The following is a 21,506-nucleotide window of genomic DNA, read 5'->3' as shown; positions in this document are numbered from 1 at the left end:
TATCTGTTTATCGGTGAGCTGGTGGATAGATACTAAGGGATCTGCGTTTGACAAGTTCGGCTATAAGTTGTCGACACATCGATTCTAAGTAATTTTAGAGTAGATAAGAATTTAGTGGTTCTTTCTCCGTTTAAATCTATATATAACAAATGCTTGATTTGTTTTCAGTGTCCTTTTGGATGAGTTTTTATCGTCTATAAAAAATACTACCTTAGTCTAAATTGTCGACAATTATCTTGATTGTCGACAATTTAATCGTGTATTTTATGTTCATGTTATGAAAATGTTTACAATTAAGGCTCAACAGTCAGAAGTGAGCAGCGTGAATATGAATACTGCGATAAAAGATCTCACCTTAAGTGCAAACACGAAAACTCGTGTGAGCGATAAAGAAAACACCAAGTCAGAAAACCTAACGGAATACCTCGTTGAGGCAATTGTTAACGGTGAATTACCTCCGGGCAGTAAGATCTCGGAGCCTGAGCTGGCCAAACGCTTTGAAGTAAGTCGAGGCCCATTACGTGAAGCGATAATGCGAGTTGAAGGGCTTGGCCTAATAGAACGCATTCCACATGTTGGCGCGCGAGTGATTACTTTTTCGGCAGAAAAACTGCTAGAGCTTTACGCGGTGCGAGAGGCTTTGGAAGGCATGGCTGCTCGACTCGCAGCGAGACATATCACACAAGAAGAGCTTATTGGGCTTGAAGGGTTATTGTCGACACACTCAAAGCACATCGATGAAGTCGAAGGTTCTTCTTACTTTCATCAACATGGGGATTTCGATTTCCATTATCGCATTATCAAAGCGAGTCGTAACAGCAAACTCATTTCGCTGCTGTGTGACGAGCTTTATCACCTATTACGAATGTACCGCTATCAATCGCCTAGGGCTCAGTCTCGACCAAAAGAGGCGCTCGATGAACACAAATACATCCTACAAGCGATTCGTAATCGCGATGAAGAGCTAGCAGAAATGCTAATGCGACGACACATCTCGGGCAGTCGATTGCTGATAGAACAACAAATTCAATCCAAAGATCTTGATTAACTGGCGACTGGTATCTGTCAGCGGGTCAGAGCTGGCGATAACCAAAAGCCGTAAGTCTTAAAGGTTAGCTAGAAATAAACAATTAACAGGGAGCGTCATTATGAAGTTATCAGCAGGAGCTAAGTTCCGACAAGCTGTGCAAGACAACGACCCATTGCAGATCGTCGGCACGGTCAATCCGTACTGCGCAATGATGGCAAAGAACTTGGGCCACCAAGCTATCTATTTGTCTGGCGGAGGTATCGCCAATGCGTCTTACGGTTTGCCTGACTTGGGCATTACTACATTGAACGATGTGTTGGTCGATGTGGAACGTATTACCAATGCGTGTGATTTACCTTTGCTGGTGGACATCGATACGGGGTTTGGTGGTGCATTTAACATTGCACGAACCATTCGAGCGATGGAAAAAGCGGGTGCTGCTGCTATTCACATGGAAGATCAAGTTGCCCAGAAGCGATGTGGTCATCGTCCCAATAAAGCGATTGTGAGCCAACAAGAGATGGTCGATAGAGTCAAAGCGGCAACAGATGCCAGAACCGATGACAGCTTTGTGATTATGGCGCGTACCGATGCATTGGCGGTTGAAGGCATTGCTAGCGCGATTGAGCGAGCGATAGCTTATGTTGAAGCGGGCGCAGACATGATCTTCCCTGAGGCGATGAATCAGCTAGACCAATACGTGAAGTTCTCGGCGGCGTTGAAATTAGCAACGGGTAAGCACGTGCCTATTCTTGCGAACATCACTGAGTTTGGCCAAACGCCACTCTACAACTGTAATGAGTTGGCCCAATCAAGTGTCGACATGGTGCTTTATCCATTGAGTGCGTTCCGTGCGATGAACAAAGCGGCGGAGAATGTTTACAAGCACTTGTTAGTTGAAGGCAATCAAGAAGCTCTGTTGGATTCAATGCAAACCCGTAAAGAGCTTTACGAACACCTGAGTTACCACGATTACGAGAACAAGCTTGATCAGTTGTTTTCAAGCGAAGGGTAAACCAGTTTCAATTAATCAAAAATCAACTTAATCCAATAACGTGAAATGGTTAGTCGCCAAATCCAGTACCGATGATAAAGATCATCGGGCATATAAATAGGCAGCACCAAAGAGTGCAGGCGGCTAACACAGAAAAGGAGTTCACCATGTCTGTATCTTTGAGTGATAAAGCCGCTGTCGAAAATGCTTCAAAAGTAGAGCAAAAAAGTGAAAAAACAGCAAACAAACCAGCCAGCGCACCGGCAATCGGTGGTGCTGGTCTACGTGGTCAAAGTGCAGGGTCGACTGCGCTATGTACGGTAGGAAAATCAGGAACGGGTTTAACTTACCGTGGCTATGACATTACCGATCTTGCTAACCACGCTCAGTTTGAAGAAGTGGCACATCTGCTATTAAGAGGCCATTTGCCCAATGAAAAAGAGCTAGACGATTACAAAACATTGTTGGTTGGTTTACGTGGTTTACCTCAACCTTTGAAAGCATTGTTGGAGCTTATTCCTGCAGACGCTCACCCAATGGATGTGATGAGAACGGGTTGTTCGATGCTAGGTAATCTAGAGCAAGAATCTGATTTTTCAGAACAATTGCCTGCGACTGAACGAATGCTCGCGCTTTTCCCTGCGATTATTTGTTACTGGTATCGCTTTAGCCATGAAGGCGTGCGCATTGATACGGAAGATCAAAGTGAAGCCTGTCTGGGTGGCTACTTCTTGAAAATGCTAACAGATAAAGCGCCGAGTGAACTGCATAAGCAGGTAATGCACTGTTCGCTAACGCTTTACGCAGAGCATGAGTTTAACGCATCTACTTTTGCTGCCCGTGTCTGTGCATCAACACTGTCAGATATTCATTCGTGCGTTACAGCAGCAATTGGCACACTAAGAGGTCCTTTACATGGCGGTGCGAATGAAGCGGCAATGGAAATGATCCAAGATTGGAAATCCGCTGATGAAGCAGAAACTAACATCATGCAGATGCTTGCTAACAAAGACAAAATCATGGGCTTCGGTCATGCCATTTATCGTGAAAGCGACCCACGAAATGCTCTAATCAAGCGTTGGTCAAAAGAGCTAGCTCAAGAGGTCGGTGATAAACAGCTTTACGCCGTTTCAGAACGTGTTGAAGCGATTATGAAGCGCGAGAAAGGCTTGTTCTGTAATGCTGACTTCTTCCATGCATCGGCATATCACTTCATGGACATCCCAACCAAATTGTTTACTCCGATCTTTGTGATGAGCCGCCTTACAGGTTGGACGGCGCATGTGTTCGAACAAAGAGAAAACAATCGCATCATTCGTCCAAGTGCAGACTACACCGGGCCAGAGCATCAAGACTGGTTACCTATTCATCTACGTTAGCCCTCTATAACGAGCCGACTTATGTCTTGAGGTGACTTCCGTCTTCATACGACAAGGCCTCAAGAATCAACGAATAGAATTTAACAGATAATGGTGGATGTATGTCTGATGTAAAACTTGAAAGAAACCAAGAGCTTGATGAAAACAAGTATCGAAAGGTTTTACCGGGAACGGGTTTAGAATATTTCGACGCTTGCGAAGCGGTAGAAGCAATATCCCCGGGCGCTTATAAAACCTTGCCTTATACGTCGCGAGTGTTGGCAGAGCAATTAGTAAGACGCTGTGATCCTGAAACCCTTGAAGACAGCTTAAAACAGATCATTGAACGCAAGAGCGACTTAGATTTTCCTTGGTATCCTGCGCGAGTGGTGTGTCATGACATTCTAGGTCAGACCGCTTTAGTTGATTTAGCTGGCTTACGCGATGCAATTGCCGACCAAGGCGGAGACCCTGCCAAGGTGAACCCAGTGGTCGAAACTCAACTGATTGTTGATCACTCTTTGGCAGTGGAACATGCCGGGTTTGATAACGAAGCATTTGATAAAAACCGCGCGATTGAAGAGCGCAGAAACGAAGACCGTTTTCACTTTATCGAATGGTGTAAAACCGCGTTTAAAAACGTGAGTGTGATTCCTGCGGGGAACGGGATCATGCACCAGATTAACTTGGAGAAAATGTCTCCGGTTATTCAATCCAAAGAAGGTATCGCTTTCCCTGATACCTGTGTTGGTACCGATAGCCATACACCGCACGTTGATGCTCTGGGCGTTATTGCGATTGGTGTGGGCGGCTTGGAAGCTGAAACTGTGATGCTCGGTCGTCCGTCTATGATGCGATTGCCTGATATTGTAGGCGTTAAACTGACGGGTCAACGACAAGAAGGGATAACCGCAACGGATATTGTGCTTGCGATTACAGAGTTTCTTCGCAATCAGAGAGTGGTTTCCAGTTATCTAGAGTTCTTTGGTGAAGGGGCTCGTGCACTGACCATTGGCGACCGCGCCACTATATCGAATATGACACCAGAATACGGCGCGACAGCAGGTATGTTCTATATCGATGAACAGACCATACAATACCTAAAGCTGACAGGACGCGAGCCTGAACAGGTTGAGTTAGTTGAGCTATACGCTAAGCAAACTGGCTTATGGGCCGATGATTTAGATTCCGCTCAATACGAACGTGTGCTTGAGTTTGATTTGTCTAAAGTTGAGCGCAACCTTGCAGGGCCATCCAATCCACATCGTCGTTTACCAACCAGTGAACTTGCCAAACAAGGCATCAGCCAAGCTTCTTGGAAAGAGCAACACGCTGAACAATATTCTGATGAACAAATGCCAGATGGTGCCGTGATCATTGCGGCGATTACTTCTTGTACCAATACCAGTAACCCAAGAAATGTCGTCGCCGCAGCATTGGTTGCGAAGAAGGCCAATCAGCTTGGATTAGTTCGTAAGCCATGGGTAAAAACGTCATTCGCGCCAGGCTCAAAAGTTGCCAAGCTTTATCTTGAGTCCGCCGGTTTGTTGCCTGAACTGGAAAAACTAGGCTTCGGTATCGTCGGTTATGCGTGCACAACCTGTAATGGAATGAGTGGTGCGTTGGATCCTAAAATTCAACAAGAGATCATCGACCGTGACCTATATTCAACCGCTGTGCTATCGGGGAATCGAAACTTCGATGGTCGAATTCACCCTTATGCCAAACAAGCGTTTTTAGCATCACCGCCATTGGTCGTCGCTTATGCCTTAGCTGGTACGATTCGCTTTGATATCGAAAAAGACAGCTTAGGTACAGACAGCAACGGAAAATCGATCTATTTAAGTGACTTGTGGCCGAGTGATGCAGAGATCGATGCAGTGGTCGGTGAACATGTTAAGCCTCAGCAATTCCAACAAATCTACGTGAAAATGTTCCAGCCAGACGAGGAACAGGTGACTACTGAACCGCTTTATGACTGGCGACCTCAAAGTACCTATATTCGCAGACCACCTTATTGGGAAGGAGCTCTGGCGGGAGAGCGAAGCCTATCTGGTATGAGACCTTTAGCGATTTTGGGTGACAACATCACCACAGATCACTTATCCCCTTCAAATGCGATTCTCGCTTCGAGCGCTGCGGGGGAATACCTCACCAAAATGGAAGTGCCGGAAGAGGACTTTAACTCTTACGCGACCCATCGAGGCGATCACTTAACCGCGCAACGAGCAACATTCGCCAACCCTAAGCTGTTTAACGAAATGGTGAAGGACGCTGGAGAAGTCGTGCAAGGTTCATTAGCAAGAGTTGAACCTGAAGGTCAAGTTACGCGAATGTGGGAAGCGATAGAAACTTACATGAATCGTAAACAACCCTTGATTGTCGTTGCTGGTGCCGATTATGGACAAGGTTCATCACGTGATTGGGCAGCCAAAGGTGTGCGTTTAGCGGGTGTTGAAGTGATTGTTGCTGAAGGGTTTGAACGAATTCACAGAACCAACTTGGTTGGCATGGGCGTGTTGCCTCTGCAATTCAAAGCGGGGACCAATCGCAATACCTTAGAATTGGACGGTACCGAGCTTTACGACGTGTACGGCGACATTGAAGCAGGTTCAGACTTGGCTTTAGTGATCACTCGTAAAAGCGGTGAAAAGCTTGATGTGCCAGTAACCTGTCGATTAGATACCGCAGATGAAGTGAATGTGTATAGCGCTGGTGGTGTGTTGCAGCGTTTTGCCAAAGACTTTCTTTCACAGTAGGAGCTAGTTATGAACATCAAACAGATAAAAGTACCTGCTACCTACATGCGGGGCGGAACAAGCAAAGGCGTTTTTTTCAACTTAAGTGACTTACCTGAAGCTGCGCAAGTTGCCGGAGAAGCTCGAGACGCATTACTTCTGCGCGTGATTGGTAGTCCAGATCCTTATGGCAAACAAACCGATGGTATGGGTGGTGCAACATCCAGTACCAGTAAAACCGTGATTGTTTCGAAAAGTAGTAAAGCCGATCACGATGTTGACTACCTATTCGGCCAAGTTGCCATTGATAAGCCGTTTGTGGACTGGAGTGGTAACTGCGGCAATCTGTCTGCTGCAGTGGGCCCATTTGCTATTCATAGTGGCCTAGTCGACTCGAATCGTATTCCAGAAAACGGTGTGGTCGAGGTGCGAGTATGGCAAGTGAACATAGAGAAAACCATTATTGTTCATGTACCTATCGCTGGTGGCGAAGTTCAAGAGTTAGGTGATTTTGAACTCGACGGTGTGACTTTCCCCGCCGCTGAGATCCAAGTTGATTTCCTAGACCCCGCCGATGCGAGTGGCTCTATGTTCCCAACAGGGAATGTTGTCGATTTTTTAGATGCTCCCGATCTGGGTTGCATCAAAGCGACATACATTAATGCTGGGATACCCACCATTTTTGTTGATGCTGAATCGGTTGGCTACCAAGGCACTGAACTTCAATCAGATATCAATAGTGATACCAAAGCCTTGGCTCTGTTTGAATCCATACGAGCACATGGTGCAGTAGCAATGGGTCTTATTGATTCTTTAGAACAAGCTGAATCACGTCAACATACACCTAAAGTCGCGTTTGTTGCTAAGCCTCAAGCGTACCAAGCTTCCAGTGGTAAATCGGTTGCTGTCGAAGATACTGACCTTCTGGTGCGTGCTTTGTCTATGGGGCAACTGCACCATGCCATGATGGGTACGGCTGCGGTTGCTATTGCTTCAGCGGCAAGTGTTCCTGGCACCTTAGTGAACTTGGCAGCCGGTGAGGGAAGTCGTGATTTCGTGACCTTTGGACACCCGTCAGGAACCTTAAAGGTAGGTGCGAAAGCGCTGCAGGCCGAAAGTGGGTGGAAAATAGAGAGGGCGATTATGAGTCGTAGTGCCCGAGTGATCATGGAAGGTGCCATTCGTGTGCCTTTTCCCAAGTAAAGCGATTGTCGTGAACGGTTAAATGTTCACGAACATTACGCTGAGAAAAGAGTGCACCCAAGTGACACTGCTAAAAGCTAGTTGCTTGGACAAATGGATAAATCATGGAGGATGCACTATGTCTGCTACGAATCGAATGACTAGAAAAACAGATTACATCACCGAGTATCAATGGGCGAGGGAAGACCCAAATTCGTTTTGGGAAACACAATCACAAGCAATTGATTGGTTTGAGTCACCTAAAACGATATTACAAACTGACGATAACGGAATTGAGCGTTGGTTTCCTGATGGGGTGATGAACACCTGCTGGCTCGCGCTGGATTATCATTGTGAAAATGGGCGAGGTGACAATACCGCACTGATTTACGACTCTCCAGTTACAGGAACTCAATCCTCGTACACTTACAATCAATTGCGTAACCAAGTGGCTAAAGTCGCTGGTATGTTAGCCACGCAAGGCGTTACCAAAGGTGATCGTGTGGTGATCTACATGCCAATGATTCCTGAAGCGGCGATGGCAATGTTGGCCTGTGCACGACTAGGTGCGGTGCATTCGGTGGTGTTTGGTGGTTTTGCCCCTCATGAGCTTGCCGTTCGAATTGAAGATGCCGAGCCCAAGGTGTTGATTACTGCATCCTGCGGTGTCGAGACAAATAAAGTCCTGCCATATAAGCCGATGGTCGATCGCGCGATCATGGACAGCCGATGGAAGCCTGAGAAAGTGGTGGTATTCCAAAGAGAGCAGTCTCTAGCCGAATTGAACAACGAACGTGATGTACTTTGGCAGCAAGCTGTTGAGGATGCTTTGCCTCACGTATGTGTGCCTGTTCTAGCGACTGACCCACTATATATCTTGTATACATCAGGGACGACGGGTAAGCCAAAAGGCGTGGTGCGCGATAATGGTGGTCATGCGGTCGCGATGAAATACTCGATGAGCACTATCTACGATATGCCGCAAGATGGTGTGTTTTGGGCGGCTTCTGATGTCGGCTGGGTAGTGGGGCATTCCTATATTGTGTATGCGCCATTGATTCATGGTTGCACAACCATCTTGTTTGAAGGAAAGCCAGTTAGAACGCCAGATCCGGGGGCATTCTGGCGTGTGTGTGAAGAGTACAACGTCGATGTGTTATTTTCTGCGCCAACGGCATTTAGAGCTATCAAGAAAGAAGATCCTGAAGGCGAGTTACTCACCAAGTATGACTTATCATCGCTCAAGTCGATTTTTATGGCGGGAGAGCGTTTGGACCCGCCAACATTGGATTGGGTTGAGTCTCATACCAATAAACCGGTTATTGACCACTGGTGGCAAACCGAAACGGGTTGGGCTATTTCTGCCAATCCGACAGGGCTGGAATCTTTGCCAGTGAAAGCAGGTTCTTCAACTAAGCCTGTGCCCGGTTACCAAGTCGAGATTCTTAATGAATTGGGTGAAACGGCACAGCCAAATCAGCAAGGCTTTGTTGCACTCAAACGTCCACTACCACCCGGTTGTCTGCCAACGGTTTGGCGTAATCATGATCGATTTGAATCTGGCTATCTGAGCCAATTCCCAGGCTATTATGTTTCTGGGGACGGTGGCTATCTCGATGAAGATGGGTATCTATTTATTATGGGCCGTATCGACGATGTGATAAACGTAGCGGGACACCGTCTGTCGACTGGAGAAATGGAAGAGATCGTGGGTGGTCACCCAGCCATTGCAGAATGTGCGGTAGTCGGGATTCACGATGACTTGAAAGGACAACTTCCTTTAGGTCTAGTTGTGTTAAAAGATGGCGTAAAAGTCGATGGCATTGAGTTGCAAAGGGAATTGGTTGGCAAGGTTCGTAATGAGATCGGCGCGGTAGCTTGTTTTAAGCAAGCCTTGGTTGTTGAGAGGTTACCTAAGACACGCTCAGGTAAGATCTTACGTAGAACGATCCGGCAGATCGCAGAAGGTGAACAATATGTGGTGCCTTCAACTATTGACGACCCTACCAGCTTAACTGAAATTGCTGAAAAGCTCGGCAAATAGACGTCGCAGTTTAGGTAATCTCACCTTCGGCTTGTTGATTTATACATAATCCGGCGTGATGGTTTACCTAAACTCTACTTTATTCATCCGCTTATCCATTGCGTTTACTATGACCTCATTATGAATCCCACATATTGAGGTCTTTTTATGCGAGCTTACTTTTTGTTGATTGCTTTATTGGTCAGTGGTGCTGCTAGTGCCAGTATTTCAAAGGATGAAGCGAGTAGAGCGTTGTTAGAACCTTTGAGTCATCCCAAGGTATTTAAATGTGTATCAAAGACTGGCGTCGATCTCTATCAAGCGGTTTTTGATATTGGTGTGGGATATGAAGCCGACCCTATTAACTCGAAGATGATCGTTAATTCAAGGAAAGGCCGCTACGAATATCAAATCTTAGGCGCAGTAAGGTCTGAAAGAGCTGGTGAAATTGTCGTGTTAACTCGCCATGTGGGAGACGGTGTTAAAGTTGCGGCTATGATTGATGACGAAAATGGCAAGATACTGGGGATCGGCGATAAAAATCATTATCGAGATTGTGGTGTTAGGCCACCACCTAGCGTAGCAAACATGCAAAACTTTTGGTCTAAAGGCTAAGAGATATGTGAAAGGCAAGAATTATAGAGAAAGCGCGATTGAGGCGACCTTATTGGTCGCCTTTTTTGTTGGTGAGGATAAAGCGAGCTCAAAGCTATATATCATTAATCAGTTATGCGATGGCTGAATAATACATAGCTGAACATGATGTATCGTCTAAACGTGGCTTTATTTATCTTATTAACGGCTCTGCTTAAGATGGTTCTACTCAAAACGAAGAACTAAGCGAGACTCCTATGAAATTCACTAAACCTTTTCTTTTAGCGACACTGATTGTGACTCTTTCTGGTTGCGCATCACCAGCAATGGATAACGAAAATGAGAATGCCGCACGTAATCGTGGTGCGGTAGGTGGTGCTTTATTAGGAGCAACAGCCGGCGCTCTAACTGGAGATGCGAGTTTAGCCGTTAAGGGCGCTGCATTAGGTGGTGTGACTGGTGGTGTTGCGGGTTCAATGAAAGATACGGACGATGCAAGAAACGCACAACGAACCCAAGTTACTGCTGATGGTCTAGCGCAAGACAATCGCACTGATGCAGAAAAGCGAGTTGCGGAAGTAGAGGCGGAAATTAAGCTTATTGAACTGGAACAGCAGCTTGCTGATCTCAAAGAAGAGAAAGAAGATAACGGTGCATAAAGCTGAAGCTACAGCAAAAGCCACAGCAAAAAACATAGCTTCGATATTCGTTTAATTCAAAATCATTCAAACAGAATGGCCACGTAATGTGGCCGTTTTTGTATCTAAAATACACACTTCAAACAATGAATTAATTCAATAACTTGTATAGATACTCACGCCAAGTAAACTAGACTCAGTTTAGATATTAATTTGGTTTGAGAAGCGCAATAGTCATGAATGTCACCTTAAGGGCCGCAAAGCACGCGGATTTAGAACAACTTAACGAGTTAATGTTCGATCTCCACCATCACCACCACCTTGCTAGCCCAGAGCACTTTAAAACGGCAGAAGAGATTGAGCAGGAAAAAAGCATTGCACGATACTTGGATGACCCTGAATGTTTGGTTTATGTGGCATTAAAAGGAGAGCTCATTGTTGGCTTTATCTCTGGGCATTTTTGTGAGCTTATCTCAACGGTCAGCAAACCAGTGCCGATGGGAAGTGTCGATGAACTGTTTGTCTTGCCTGATTATCGAAAAGAATCGATTGCTGAAAAGTTGTTTAACAAAGTTGAAAGTACTTTTGATGATTATGGGGTTGAACAAGTCTTTGTAGAAGTTTGGGACTTTAACTCGCCTGCCAAGGACTTCTATCAAAAAATGGGGTTCACACCTCACATTCAATGGATGAGGAAGGCTTTGCACAAAACGTAGACAGCGATTTTGTGTGGCTTTGATTACAATAGTTCAACTGCAACAGCAGTCTTCAATATTCTTCTATTATTTTTTAGGTAAACTCGTTGGTTATTCGATATTTATTAGTTTTCATACTGTCTCTTTTGAGTACTACTTCCGCTTGGGCAAACGACACTTTGCCCGATCATATCGCGGGCGCCTTGTGTGTAGTACGTGCTGATAACCAAATCGTGTTGGTTGATGAGTTGATCACCGGTCAATTGTCTCTACCGGGAGGCACTGTTGTTTCAGGTGAGCCGCCAGCCGTCGCGGCGCAACGTGAAACGTGGGAAGAGGCTGGTTTGTCGGTAACGGTCGGTGATGTGCTAGGTTATACCGACAGTGCCGTCGTGTTTGATTGTATTTCTGACTCTGAAGTGATCAGTTACAAGGCTCGAAATGAGTTAGGTGGCTTTGAGCTGCCGATTTGGTTTGCTCCTCATTATGGCGTGGAAGTCAGCCGAGCGATGTTACTTCCTCCTACTGAATTGCAAGATCACCAATACCGCTACCCAGAACAGTGGTCTGAGATTAACGAGCTGTTTTTATCTGCGACAGATCAACCGGTGACGTATGTGACTGAGCTGGTGGGCGCGGCACCCAAAGTCCATCAAGTTGAATTAAATTGGATTGTGTCACTTCAAAACACGTTCGATAAGATGCCAAGCGTATTTGCGAATACTGTGCTTTTGACTGACTTGTTGGCCAAGCCATGGGTCTTCATTGTGATATTGCCGTTAATTGCTTGGTACTTTGGCCGTAACTTCGCGTTGAAGTTTGGCTTCACTTTGATCTCGGTGACACTACTTACTTTAATCGCGCACCAAGGTTTTGGTTTTCCACGTCCACACGCTTACATGCCAACATTGAAACTGGTGATGAGCAGTGGGTATAGTTTTCCAAGTCTGTTGGCTGCCTTGTGGGTCAGTTTAACCTTGTTAGTCTTTTGGAAACTAAAGCGCCTCTTGGAGCAAAAAGCCATTCTGGTAGTGCTCGCTGGCCTGCTGTGGATCATGCTATTTAAGTCTTATTCAGGTAGTGCGTTTTTTAGTGATGTATTAATGGGTGGCGTATTAGGCGCTTTAACGACGTGGCATATCGTGAGATTAGACGCGAAACCGGATGTTGATATTAGCGCCTTATTGAGTTCTAAAGGTGTTTGGTGGGCATTGTGCTTACTGTCGATTGTTCTGACGGTGATATGGCCACTGCCAACATTCTCATTCTGGGTGGCGATTTTGATGACGATTGCATGCCTAGTGACGTTAACAGACTCGAAACCTTTGGTTGGTCAGTTCTCATTCAAGATCGTTCTTGGAGTGATGGCGATGTTGTTAGCGGGAAATTTGCTGATTAGCTGGGCTGGAAGCTTTGTCTCTTTCAGCGGTATTGCTTCATTTATTGTTGAAACGTTACGTTTCCCAATCTTGATTCTGTTTGGTGTGGTGGCATTTCGTCTGCCATGGAAAAGAGAGTAAGCGACTCGACTAACACAAAATCAAAAAGGCTGTGCAGTGCACAGCCTTTGTCATTTCTGAAACAAGCAAAAAGTAATTCTTATTAGAACCTGTTGAGCGTTTATGAGTTGAAGATAAACTTCTCAATCGCGACCGCTACACCATGGTCGTCGTTGCTAGCTGTGATGTGATCCGCCAGTTTCTTGGTTTCTTCCATTGCGTTTTCCATTGCAATGCCAAGGCCAGCGTATTCAAGCATATGGTGATCGTTTTCAGCATCACCCATGCAGATGACTTCTTCCGCTTTAATGCCTAAGTGTTTCGCTATCGCTTCAATACCGACACCCTTGTTTGATTTCGGGTTTAGGAACTCTAAGAAGAATGGTGCACTTTGTACGATAGTAAACTGAGTCTTAAGCTCTTGTGGCAACTTACCGATGATTTCAGTCAGCTTGCTTGGTTCAGCGACAATCATAGTTTTGATGATTTCGTGGTCATCTTCTAGTTGAGAAAAGTCGAACTCGGTTATATCTAAGCAATTAATACGCGCTTCAATACCAGTGTACTCATTGTTCTCAGGTGTGATTAAGCCGTGGATCTTGCTGAAAGCATGGACATAACCACCAAGCTGTTCAGCGAGGGCAGCAATCTCTTTTGCGGCTTTACCGTTGCTGATCTCACTGTGAATGATCTCTTTTGTCGATACGTTCTGAACCATAGAGCCGTTGTAGAAGAGTACAAAGTCATCTTCGCCGTCAATCGAAAGCTCATCTAATTTGCTTTGCATGCCTTCTAAAGGGCGACCAGAAGCGAGAACTACTTTCACACCTGCAGCTCGTGCTTTGGCGATTGCGTCTTTGTTCTCTTGAGAAATCACTTTTTCACTGTTGAGTAGTGTGCCATCCATATCAAGAGCAATCAGTTTGTACATGTTGTTCCTTACTAAAAAATTAAAAGCTAACGAAATCTATGGGCGAAAGGATAAGGGAACTTGAAAGTTCAGGCTAGGGCTTTGATCAACTCATTTATCAGTACTCATTTGTTTGACCAAAAGGGGGAAGTGCTTTAAGGTCTGCGGTTGATTAATTTCATCAAATGATTGAGCTGAGGGAAAGTTGTACAAGATTAATGAAATGTTTGAAACCATTCAGGGTGAGGGCGTGTTTACTGGCGTTCCCGCTGTTTTTGTTCGTCTGCAAATTTGCCCAGTGGGCTGTTCTTGGTGTGATACCAAGCAGACCTGGGAAGCGTTGCCAGAAGAGGAAACCAGCCTTGGCGATATTATGGTTAAGACAGAAGATTCACCTACTTGGTCAGCAATCGATGCTCAAGGAATCGTGAATGAATATATCAAGCAAGGTTACACTGCTAAGCACATTGTGATTACTGGTGGTGAGCCATGCATTTATGATCTTGTTCCTCTTACTGAAGCGTTTGAGCAGCACGGTTGTCGCTGTCAGATTGAGACTAGCGGAACATCAGAAGTTAAAGCCACACCGGACACTTGGGTTACGGTGTCACCGAAAGTGGCGATGAAAGCGAAACTGGAAATCTTAGATAGCGCCTTGCAACGTGCTAACGAAATTAAGCATCCAGTAGGTACAAGCAAAGACATCGAACAACTTGACGGTTTATTGGAGCGAGCAGCAGTTCCTAACGACACTGTTATCGCTCTGCAACCAATCAGCCAAAAAGACCGCGCTACTCAGCTTTGTATTGATACCTGCATTGAGCGCAATTGGCGCTTATCAATACAAACTCACAAATATTTGAGCATCGCATAGGTTGTATTTTTACTGGGCAAGATAAGTCGCTAGTAGAAGGTTCTCGTAAGGATTTAAGATGAAAAAAGCAGTGGTAGTATTCAGTGGTGGTCAAGACTCAACAACGTGTCTTGTTCAAGCATTAAAAAAGTATGATGAAGTTCATGCGATTACGTTTGATTATGGTCAGCGCCATAGACTCGAGATTGAAGTTGCTGAGTCATTGTCGAAAGAGCTTGGTGTGAAAGCGCACAAAGTGATGGATGTGACTCTGTTGAATGAACTGGCTATCAGCTCTTTGACTCGTGACGATATTCCTGTGTCTCATGAGCTGCAAGAGAATGGGCTGCCGAATTCATTCGTTCCTGGTCGTAATATTCTATTTCTGACTCTAGCGGGTATTTACGCTTACCAAATCGGTGCAAATACCGTAATCACGGGCGTGTGTGAAACTGATTTCTCAGGCTACCCTGATTGTCGTAATGACTTTGTGAAAGCGATGAACTCTGCGCTTGTACAAGGTATGGACAAGCCGCTTGATATTAAAACACCGTTAATGTGGCTCAACAAAGCTGAAACATGGGCGTTGGCCGACCAGTACTCAGCACTTGAGCTTGTTCGAAATAAAACACTGACTTGTTACAATGGCATTGTCGGGGATGGTTGTGGCGATTGCCCAGCGTGTGAACTGCGTAAAGTTGGCCTTAACGATTACCTAGGTGATCGTGAAGGTATTATGGCTGAGTTGGTTCGCAAACAGACTGAGAATAAATAACCTCAGGTCAATCAATTGGTTCGTTGTAAGCATCAATGATGCAGTTTCGGCCGTTGCTTTTGGCTTGATAGAGTGCTTGGTCGAGCACTGAATACAAGTCATCAAAGTCACTTAATGCGTTTGAGGTTGCTAGATAAGCAAAACTCGCGGTCACATTAAGTGACTTTTTGCTTTCTGATAAAAAGACAGTGCTTGAAATGGCGTAGTGCAACTCTTCAACGCGTTCTCGTACCTCTGCTGGTGGGGTATCGGTTAATATGATGACAAATTCTTCACCCCCTAAGCGACCAAACAATTCACCATTCACTAAGTGTTTTCTAATTTGATCACTAATATGGACCAGTGCCCGATCACCAGTAGGGTGCCCATGCTCATCATTAATCTTCTTAAACTTATCTAGATCGAGCAGCACGAGCACATGCTGTTTGTCCGTCCCTTTACAGCGTTTCACTCTTTTGATTCTTCGAATTATCTCAGTTCGGCTATATGCTTTCGTTAAGCCATCAATTGCTGCTTTTGCGCGAACCGTTTTGTTTATCAATACCGTGAAGCTTGCAGCGCAAAGCAACAGAATAACAACGATGTTGTACATCCATCTTTGATGTTCCATTTTTTCAATTTGAACGCGGTCGAGTTTCGTCTGATGTGTCAGGAAAGAGCTTTCTAGTTCTTGTTCATATTTGGCGTGCGTCAGGCCGAGCGCTTCGAGTGCGAGTCGATTGTCGATATCTCTAGCTTCCATTTGTATTGAAGAGTATCGCTGGTAGAAATAGAAAGCTTGTTGGTAATCGCTGAGTGATTGATGAATATCAGAAAGCTGAAGAAGTGACTGCGCGATGTATTTATGCCTTGTGACTTGTTCAGCTAATTCTAGCGCTTGTTGAGCATAGTTGAGTGCTTCCGTTGGCAGTTTCTGTTCTTCGAACATATCGCTGATCGCCAAGTAAGCATTGATGCGAATGACATCATTGCTCAGTTCGCTCGAAGCTGAAAGAGACTCAATTAGGTAGGTTCTCGCCACATCATAGTTTTTCGTTTGAGTGTACGCTTTTCCTAAGCCAAGACTTGTGAGTGCAATACCGTAGCTATGCGACGTTGAGCTCAGCAGTGTTCTTGCTGTCTGAAAGTGGTGAATTGCTAGTTCACTTTGCTCTTGGTTAAGGTAGAGATCCGCAAGGCTGTGATGCACTTGTGCTTTCATTAAATCTGAAGCGTTTACTCTGAGAATGAGAGCTTGCTCTAGATACTCCGCCGATTTTTCATATTGCTTTAATTCTTTGAGCAAGTTACCCACATCGTTGTAAACCCCTGAAATATCATGCCCTTGTGGAAACACGTTTATTAGTGATAGGTAGGTGTCTAGTGCAGCTTGATAGTCACTGCGGAAATGATGATTGTTCGCGATGACTCGATAAGTCCCGAATTTTGGTAATACAGGGTCAGCGATGTCATGTAAATCTGACTGAAGGGCAGAGCAGTAATAGTTCGCTTGATGGTATTTAGCTTGCTCGTTAAGCGATCGGCATAGCTGGTACTTTAGTAAGGCTTTACCAGTTAAATCACTGCGAGATTGCATTTTCGCCAAAAGTGTTAGAAAGCCTTGTTGTGCTTGTTCATATTGGCCTTTGCCGTCTTTCCTCAGAGCAGAAATAAACGCTGTTTCTATCGCTTGGTAGTCATTGTCGTTTGAAGCGATTCCGTAGAACGGCTGATCTCGGTGGCTCATGTATTGATACAGAAGAGACGCAAGGTAAAGCTTATCTCCATAAACCGTTGAGCCGATGTAGCGTGTTTGCAGCATGTTTAATGCGCGCTCAGGAGAGTGGTTTAAAGTAGAGAGATAAAGCGCGTTCCAATCAGCATTTGGAGTAGAGCTTAGATTGGAGGTATAGACTGGTGAATTGTGGTCACGATCTGATGTTGATACTTGGCTATAAGAACAAAAGCTAATGAATAGTAGAAAGGTAACAAAAACGAAGTGATTCACAAGAGACGATTAATCAGATAAAGAACGATATTCTATTATTAGTTTGATGTTGCTTCAAATTTTGAATGGTGCGACTACGTGGTTATGCGAGGTAGGTCTCTAATTTATTGATACTAATCAGAGGTATATCGGTCGCGCGAATCGTGCGACCGATATCGGAAATTAGATGTATAATTTCGCTAGGTCAGAAGGCTCAAGTTCTTTGCCTTCTAATGTTGCATTCCAGTTAGTACCAACAAGAACGCCGTCTTCAGCAAGAGTCAGTAACCAATCTTCTACAAAGATATCTAGTGGAATTTCTAATACTTCGAAGTCAGCCCACTCTTCAACGTTGTGAGTTTGAGCATCTTCTTTTGAAGACCAGAATGGCATCACTTCGCTGTTTTCGAATTCACTTGAGTCACATGCTAGCCAACCTTCTTCGTTGCGAAGGCCCCATACCAGTTTAGTTTCTTGTGTTTCAGAAACGAAAAGTTCTAGATTTGCTTGAGTATCAGCTGTTAGTTTGCTCATGGATTAATTCTCTATGTTGATAACGTGGCAAGATTAACATTATAGACGGCTTAGGTATATGCTATTCAAGGAATTATCACCATACTGAAACGTTAACTTAAGATAACGTTTCAGTATGGTAAAAGCTGGGTACGCCTACTTTTTAATTTTGGTGAAGATGTGCCATTCTTCTTTGATATTACCCTTAAATCCAACAACGGAAGCAACAACTTTTCGATGTAGTGCGTGATTGATTTGGGTGTCATCACTGCTGAATTCAGAATCACCATGACCTACGATGCTGACTCTAGATGGCTGAATACCGTTGCTAATTAGCGCTCGTCTTACATGTGATGCACGTTCTTTCGAAAGCTTTAGGTTATGTTCCGCGTTACCTACTTTGCTGGCATAACCTTGCAATTCAATGCTGGTACTTTCGTAGCGCTTTAAAAATGCCGCCATTTGGCGTATCTGCCCTAGAAAGACAGGGTTTATTTCCGTTGAATTATTAGCGAAGAGTATATGCAGCTCTTTCTTTTCCGATGACTCGAAATATGATCCACAACCGTCGTTATCGATCTCGGCACCAATTTGTGTATCGGGACATAAATCTCGCGCGTTTATTACACCGTCATTGTCATCATCTTGAAGATCGTAAATTTGAGTGGCCGGCGGTAGAGCGCGATATTCGAATTCATCTTCGTTGTTTTCAGCTAAAACATTGGCAGATACAACCATGAAGCAAAGCGATAATACTGTGTTGGTAAGCTTCATTAATATTCCACCTTTTCATTCCATTCTTCTGGGATCTCAACTCGTAAACCGATGAGTAGGTTACCAGTTGCGTTCATTACGCGATATTTTGCGTATTGCTCGTCATACTTAGCATCTAAATAGCCTTTACGAGCTTCGAATAATTCATTCTCAGTGTTAAGTAAGTCGAGAAGGGTACGTTTACCGATACGGTATTGTTTCTCATATGAGATTACCGTGTCTGATGCCGAGTCTACGTGGTCAGATAGGAACTCTTTTTGCTGAACCGTTAAATCAAGTGCGCTCCATGATAGACGTAGACTCTCTTCTACATTGCGGTAAGTACTTTCGCGAAGGTCCTTGGCTTTGTTGAGTTGGTAGGCTGCACTTTCTGTGCGGTCTTGATCCGAACCACCATTGTAAAGGTTGTATCTTAAACGAACCATGGCAGAAAACTCATCGCTGCTGCCTTCTGTACCACCGGCGTCATCACGCCAAGTTTGAGCGGCTTCAAAAGAAACAGTCGGGTAGTTGGTACTCTTAGATTGTTTGTATTGGAACTTCGCTGAGTCAACATCGGCTTGTGCAATCTTAATGACTGGATGCTGGTTAAACGCTTTTGCCAACGCACCATCAACGGTATAAGGAATTGCACCCGCATCTGCGCGAGGGAAAGTTAACCCTAAAGGAGATTGACCAACAAGTCTTTTAAACTGAGTATGCGTATCAAAAAGGTTGTTTTGAGCAGCAAGCAAATTCCCGTGCGCTTTCGCAATACGAGCTTCAACTTGTGACATATCTGCGGTTGAACCAATACCTGATTCCACGCGCTTACGAATATCGTTATATATCTCTTTGTGCGTCGCTAAGTTACTTTCCGAAAGAGAAAGCACTTCATAGGCTTTCACTGCATCAAGATAAACCTTTGTTACTTCTAAAGCGATGTCTTGCGCGTTAGATAGTAGTTGATAGCGCACGGACTCTGCATCAGCCGCAGTACGGTCAATATCATTGGATGTATTAGCGCCATCCCATATTAACTGGGTCAAGGTGATCGTTGCTTCTTTTCTAGTCAGATCGGTAGTGTCTTGGTTGGTTGCTAGATCAGTATGTTCATAACCAATCCCACCATCTAAGTCTATACTTGGTCGATAAGCACCACCAGAAGCGTCGTTAAGATAACGCTTACTGATATATTCGTTATAAGCACTTTTGATTTCAGGGTTGCTTTCTAATGTAAACGCAACGGCTTGCTCTAAGGTTTGTGCTGTTGTCGGCAAACTTAGCGCTATAGCTAACCCTAATGTTGTCGTTTGAATGTAATTCAATTTCCATCTCTCCAAATTGGACTGCATCTAAACCTACGCTTTTTAATGTGCTAGATACGAAATTTAGATGAACCGCCAAAAAAATAACGTTCGCTCGAGAAGCTACCGTAAATGGTTGTAAAGTTGTTAACAGTTTGCTGTGCGTTTTATGATGATTTTGAGAACGTCAATTTTACGTTTTTAGCTCTGTTATTTTTCGCAAACACAATAACTTATATTGATAGTGTGAGCACTTTCATTATTGTGTGATGTGATCAGCGTCATTACCTTGTCACTCGGTATGTTAAATGCACGATTCATAACTAGGAATTATGTGATGTTAAATGTTATATTTCGGCTAATATTATAAATAAGATGTCACAAAGTTGACGTGACAAGCGAAAATGGTTTTTAGGGGGTGATATGGACATTACAGCATTGAATTTGACCGGTGCTCTTGCATTGGGTCAGCGCATTGTTATTTCAGTTGATGGCACGGTTAGAGTACTCGAAGAGGGAGAGCCTCTACAGGCTGGAGATGTAACTCTTGAATCTCAAAATGGACCTAATGAACCTCAGGTATCAGTTAAGCGTTTTTCACCTGAAGACGGTGAAGTTGAACTAGACCAGGATATCGCAAATATTTTTGCCGCATTAGAAGAAGGTGAAGACCCTACTGAGTTAGGAGATGAGTTCGCTACCGCTGCTGGTCAAAATGGTTCTAGCTTGGCAACTAGTGGGACTGTAGAGCGAGACGGTGAAGAAACGATCCCAGCAACCGAATTTATAACAACGGGATTTGAAGCGCTGGGCATGTCGCGAACTCAAAGCCTGAGCCTTCTAGAGCAATTCCGTTCGTTTGAGCAAACTAATAGCGCCCCTACCTTTGTTGATACCAATAACTCGCCTGTCGGTGACACTCTCTCATTTACAACCGATGAAGATACTCCAGTAAGCGGAACGTTGTCAGCATCAGATGAAGATGGCGATTCGCTGTCTTTCGTTAAGTTCACCGATCCATCAAACGGTACTGTCGTTGTCGATGAAAATGGTGATTGGACTTATACCCCCAACGAAAACTACAACGGTACCGATAGCTTTACGGTTATCGTCGATGATGGAAATGGTGGTACTGACACAATTACGGTTAACGTTGGCGTAACTCCCGTAAATGACGCGCCGATAGGTAATGACCTTTCAGTAACCACCGACGAAGATACCCCAGTAAGCGGAACGCTAAACGCAACAGATACGGACGGAGACTCGTTAACATTCTCAAAAGGCACAGATCCGTCAAACGGTTCTGTAGTCGTTGATGAAAATGGTAATTGGACCTATACGCCAGACGAAAACTACAACGGAAGCGATAGCTTCACCGTTGTAGTTAGCGACGGGAATGGAGGCACAGATACTATTACTGTTGATATTGGCGTGACGCCTGTAGATGACGACTCTTTATTTTTTAACCAAGAACTAAGTTATGCGGAAAACCAAGTGGCGGGCGCGGTGGTGGGTACCTTGTCCGGCAGCGATCTGGATGGCGTGACCAAATACGAGTTCAAACACAGTGACGGCACCTTAAGCGCCACAAGTGAAGACGGTTTCTACAGTGTCGATGCGGCCGGCAACATCAGTATCACGGCAGCGGGCGTTTCGGCGGAGGTGAACGATTTCGAGC

The 21,506-nt window shown here is 44.7% G+C and carries 18 protein-coding genes; 13 read left to right on the top strand and 5 right to left on the bottom strand.

The features are described from left to right. The first annotated feature begins 328 nt into the window (after nt 1–328). The 10 genes from AB4154_RS00090 (at nt 329) to AB4154_RS00045 (ending at nt 12,772) form a co-directional block, all read left to right on the top strand. Entirely contained in the window at nt 329–1,048 is a 720-nt protein-coding gene (locus AB4154_RS00090; protein WP_372121912.1) for a GntR family transcriptional regulator, read from the top strand. Nucleotides 1,049–1,148: 100 nt separating this feature from the next. Further along, entirely contained in the window at nt 1,149–2,045 is an 897-nt protein-coding gene (prpB, locus tag AB4154_RS00085; RefSeq protein ID WP_372121895.1) for a methylisocitrate lyase, read from the top strand. Between the two features lie 146 nt (nt 2,046–2,191). Continuing rightward, nucleotides 2,192–3,403 (top strand): 2-methylcitrate synthase, encoded by a 1,212-nt coding sequence (prpC, locus tag AB4154_RS00080; RefSeq protein WP_372121893.1) that lies wholly within the window; start codon nt 2,192–2,194, stop codon nt 3,401–3,403. A gap of 101 nt (nt 3,404–3,504) precedes the next feature. Next, nucleotides 3,505–6,141, top strand: coding sequence for a Fe/S-dependent 2-methylisocitrate dehydratase AcnD (gene acnD / locus AB4154_RS00075; RefSeq protein ID WP_372121891.1), 2,637 nt, complete (start codon nt 3,505–3,507; stop codon nt 6,139–6,141). A gap of 9 nt (nt 6,142–6,150) precedes the next feature. Beyond that, nucleotides 6,151–7,323, top strand: coding sequence for a 2-methylaconitate cis-trans isomerase PrpF (gene prpF, locus AB4154_RS00070; RefSeq protein ID WP_372121889.1), 1,173 nt, complete (start codon nt 6,151–6,153; stop codon nt 7,321–7,323). Nucleotides 7,324–7,441: 118 nt separating this feature from the next. Continuing rightward, nucleotides 7,442–9,346, top strand: a complete 1,905-nt coding sequence (locus tag AB4154_RS00065) for a propionyl-CoA synthetase (protein WP_372121888.1) — start codon at nt 7,442–7,444, stop codon at nt 9,344–9,346. 147 nt (nt 9,347–9,493) lie between these two features. Beyond that, nucleotides 9,494–9,940: a hypothetical protein gene (locus AB4154_RS00060; protein WP_050648228.1), complete on the top strand. Its 447-nt coding sequence runs from the start codon at nt 9,494–9,496 to the stop codon at nt 9,938–9,940. A 236-nt stretch (nt 9,941–10,176) separates the two neighbouring features. Beyond that, complete coding sequence (locus AB4154_RS00055) at nt 10,177–10,578, top strand: glycine zipper domain-containing protein (protein WP_017062298.1); 402 nt, start codon at nt 10,177–10,179, stop codon at nt 10,576–10,578. 215 nt (nt 10,579–10,793) lie between these two features. After that, on the top strand, nt 10,794–11,273 hold the full coding sequence (locus AB4154_RS00050) for a GNAT family N-acetyltransferase (RefSeq protein WP_009846623.1): 480 nt from the start codon (nt 10,794–10,796) through the stop codon (nt 11,271–11,273). Between the two features lie 86 nt (nt 11,274–11,359). Then, nucleotides 11,360–12,772, top strand: a complete 1,413-nt coding sequence (locus AB4154_RS00045; protein ID WP_029235369.1) for an NUDIX domain-containing protein — start codon at nt 11,360–11,362, stop codon at nt 12,770–12,772. Between the two features lie 100 nt (nt 12,773–12,872). Here the strand turns inward: AB4154_RS00045 and AB4154_RS00040 are convergent, their stop codons facing one another. Further along, nucleotides 12,873–13,682, bottom strand: a complete 810-nt coding sequence (locus AB4154_RS00040) for a Cof-type HAD-IIB family hydrolase (protein ID WP_017062301.1) — start codon at nt 13,680–13,682, stop codon at nt 12,873–12,875. A gap of 184 nt (nt 13,683–13,866) precedes the next feature. On the opposite strand from AB4154_RS00040, the gene queE reads away from it, so the two are divergent. Both queE and queC read left to right on the top strand, forming a co-directional pair. Further along, on the top strand, nt 13,867–14,535 hold the full coding sequence (gene queE, locus AB4154_RS00035; RefSeq protein WP_346762947.1) for a 7-carboxy-7-deazaguanine synthase QueE: 669 nt from the start codon (nt 13,867–13,869) through the stop codon (nt 14,533–14,535). Between the two features lie 58 nt (nt 14,536–14,593). Further along, entirely contained in the window at nt 14,594–15,289 is a 696-nt protein-coding gene (gene queC, locus AB4154_RS00030; protein ID WP_136974304.1) for a 7-cyano-7-deazaguanine synthase QueC, read from the top strand. A gap of 7 nt (nt 15,290–15,296) precedes the next feature. Here the strand turns inward: queC and AB4154_RS00025 are convergent, their stop codons facing one another. The 4 genes from AB4154_RS00025 to AB4154_RS00010 form a co-directional block, all read right to left on the bottom strand. Then, nucleotides 15,297–17,276, bottom strand: a complete 1,980-nt coding sequence (locus AB4154_RS00025; RefSeq protein ID WP_136974303.1) for a diguanylate cyclase — start codon at nt 17,274–17,276, stop codon at nt 15,297–15,299. Between the two features lie 162 nt (nt 17,277–17,438). After that, nucleotides 17,439–17,789, bottom strand: coding sequence for a DUF2750 domain-containing protein (locus tag AB4154_RS00020; protein WP_017062305.1), 351 nt, complete (start codon nt 17,787–17,789; stop codon nt 17,439–17,441). A 135-nt stretch (nt 17,790–17,924) separates the two neighbouring features. Next, nucleotides 17,925–18,542 carry an OmpA family protein gene (locus AB4154_RS00015; protein ID WP_136982597.1) on the bottom strand — a complete coding sequence of 206 codons (618 nt, stop codon included), beginning with the start codon at nt 18,540–18,542 and terminating at the stop codon, nt 17,925–17,927. Beyond that, entirely contained in the window at nt 18,542–19,849 is a 1,308-nt protein-coding gene (locus tag AB4154_RS00010; protein WP_017062307.1) for a TolC family outer membrane protein, read from the bottom strand. Before AB4154_RS00010 ends, AB4154_RS00015 begins: the two co-directional genes overlap by 1 nt. Before the next feature lie 402 nt (nt 19,850–20,251). On the opposite strand from AB4154_RS00010, the gene AB4154_RS00005 reads away from it, so the two are divergent. Next, nucleotides 20,252–21,506 (top strand): Ig-like domain-containing protein (locus AB4154_RS00005; RefSeq protein WP_372121886.1); only part of this gene is annotated, 1,255 nt, incomplete at its 3' end.

The sequence above is a fragment of the Vibrio sp. 10N.286.51.B11 genome, assembly GCF_041469245.1.
GTDB lineage: Bacteria > Pseudomonadota > Gammaproteobacteria > Enterobacterales > Vibrionaceae > Vibrio > Vibrio crassostreae_C.
Note: the sequence above shows the minus strand (reverse complement) of the source record. Positions and strands in the feature narration are given on the sequence as shown.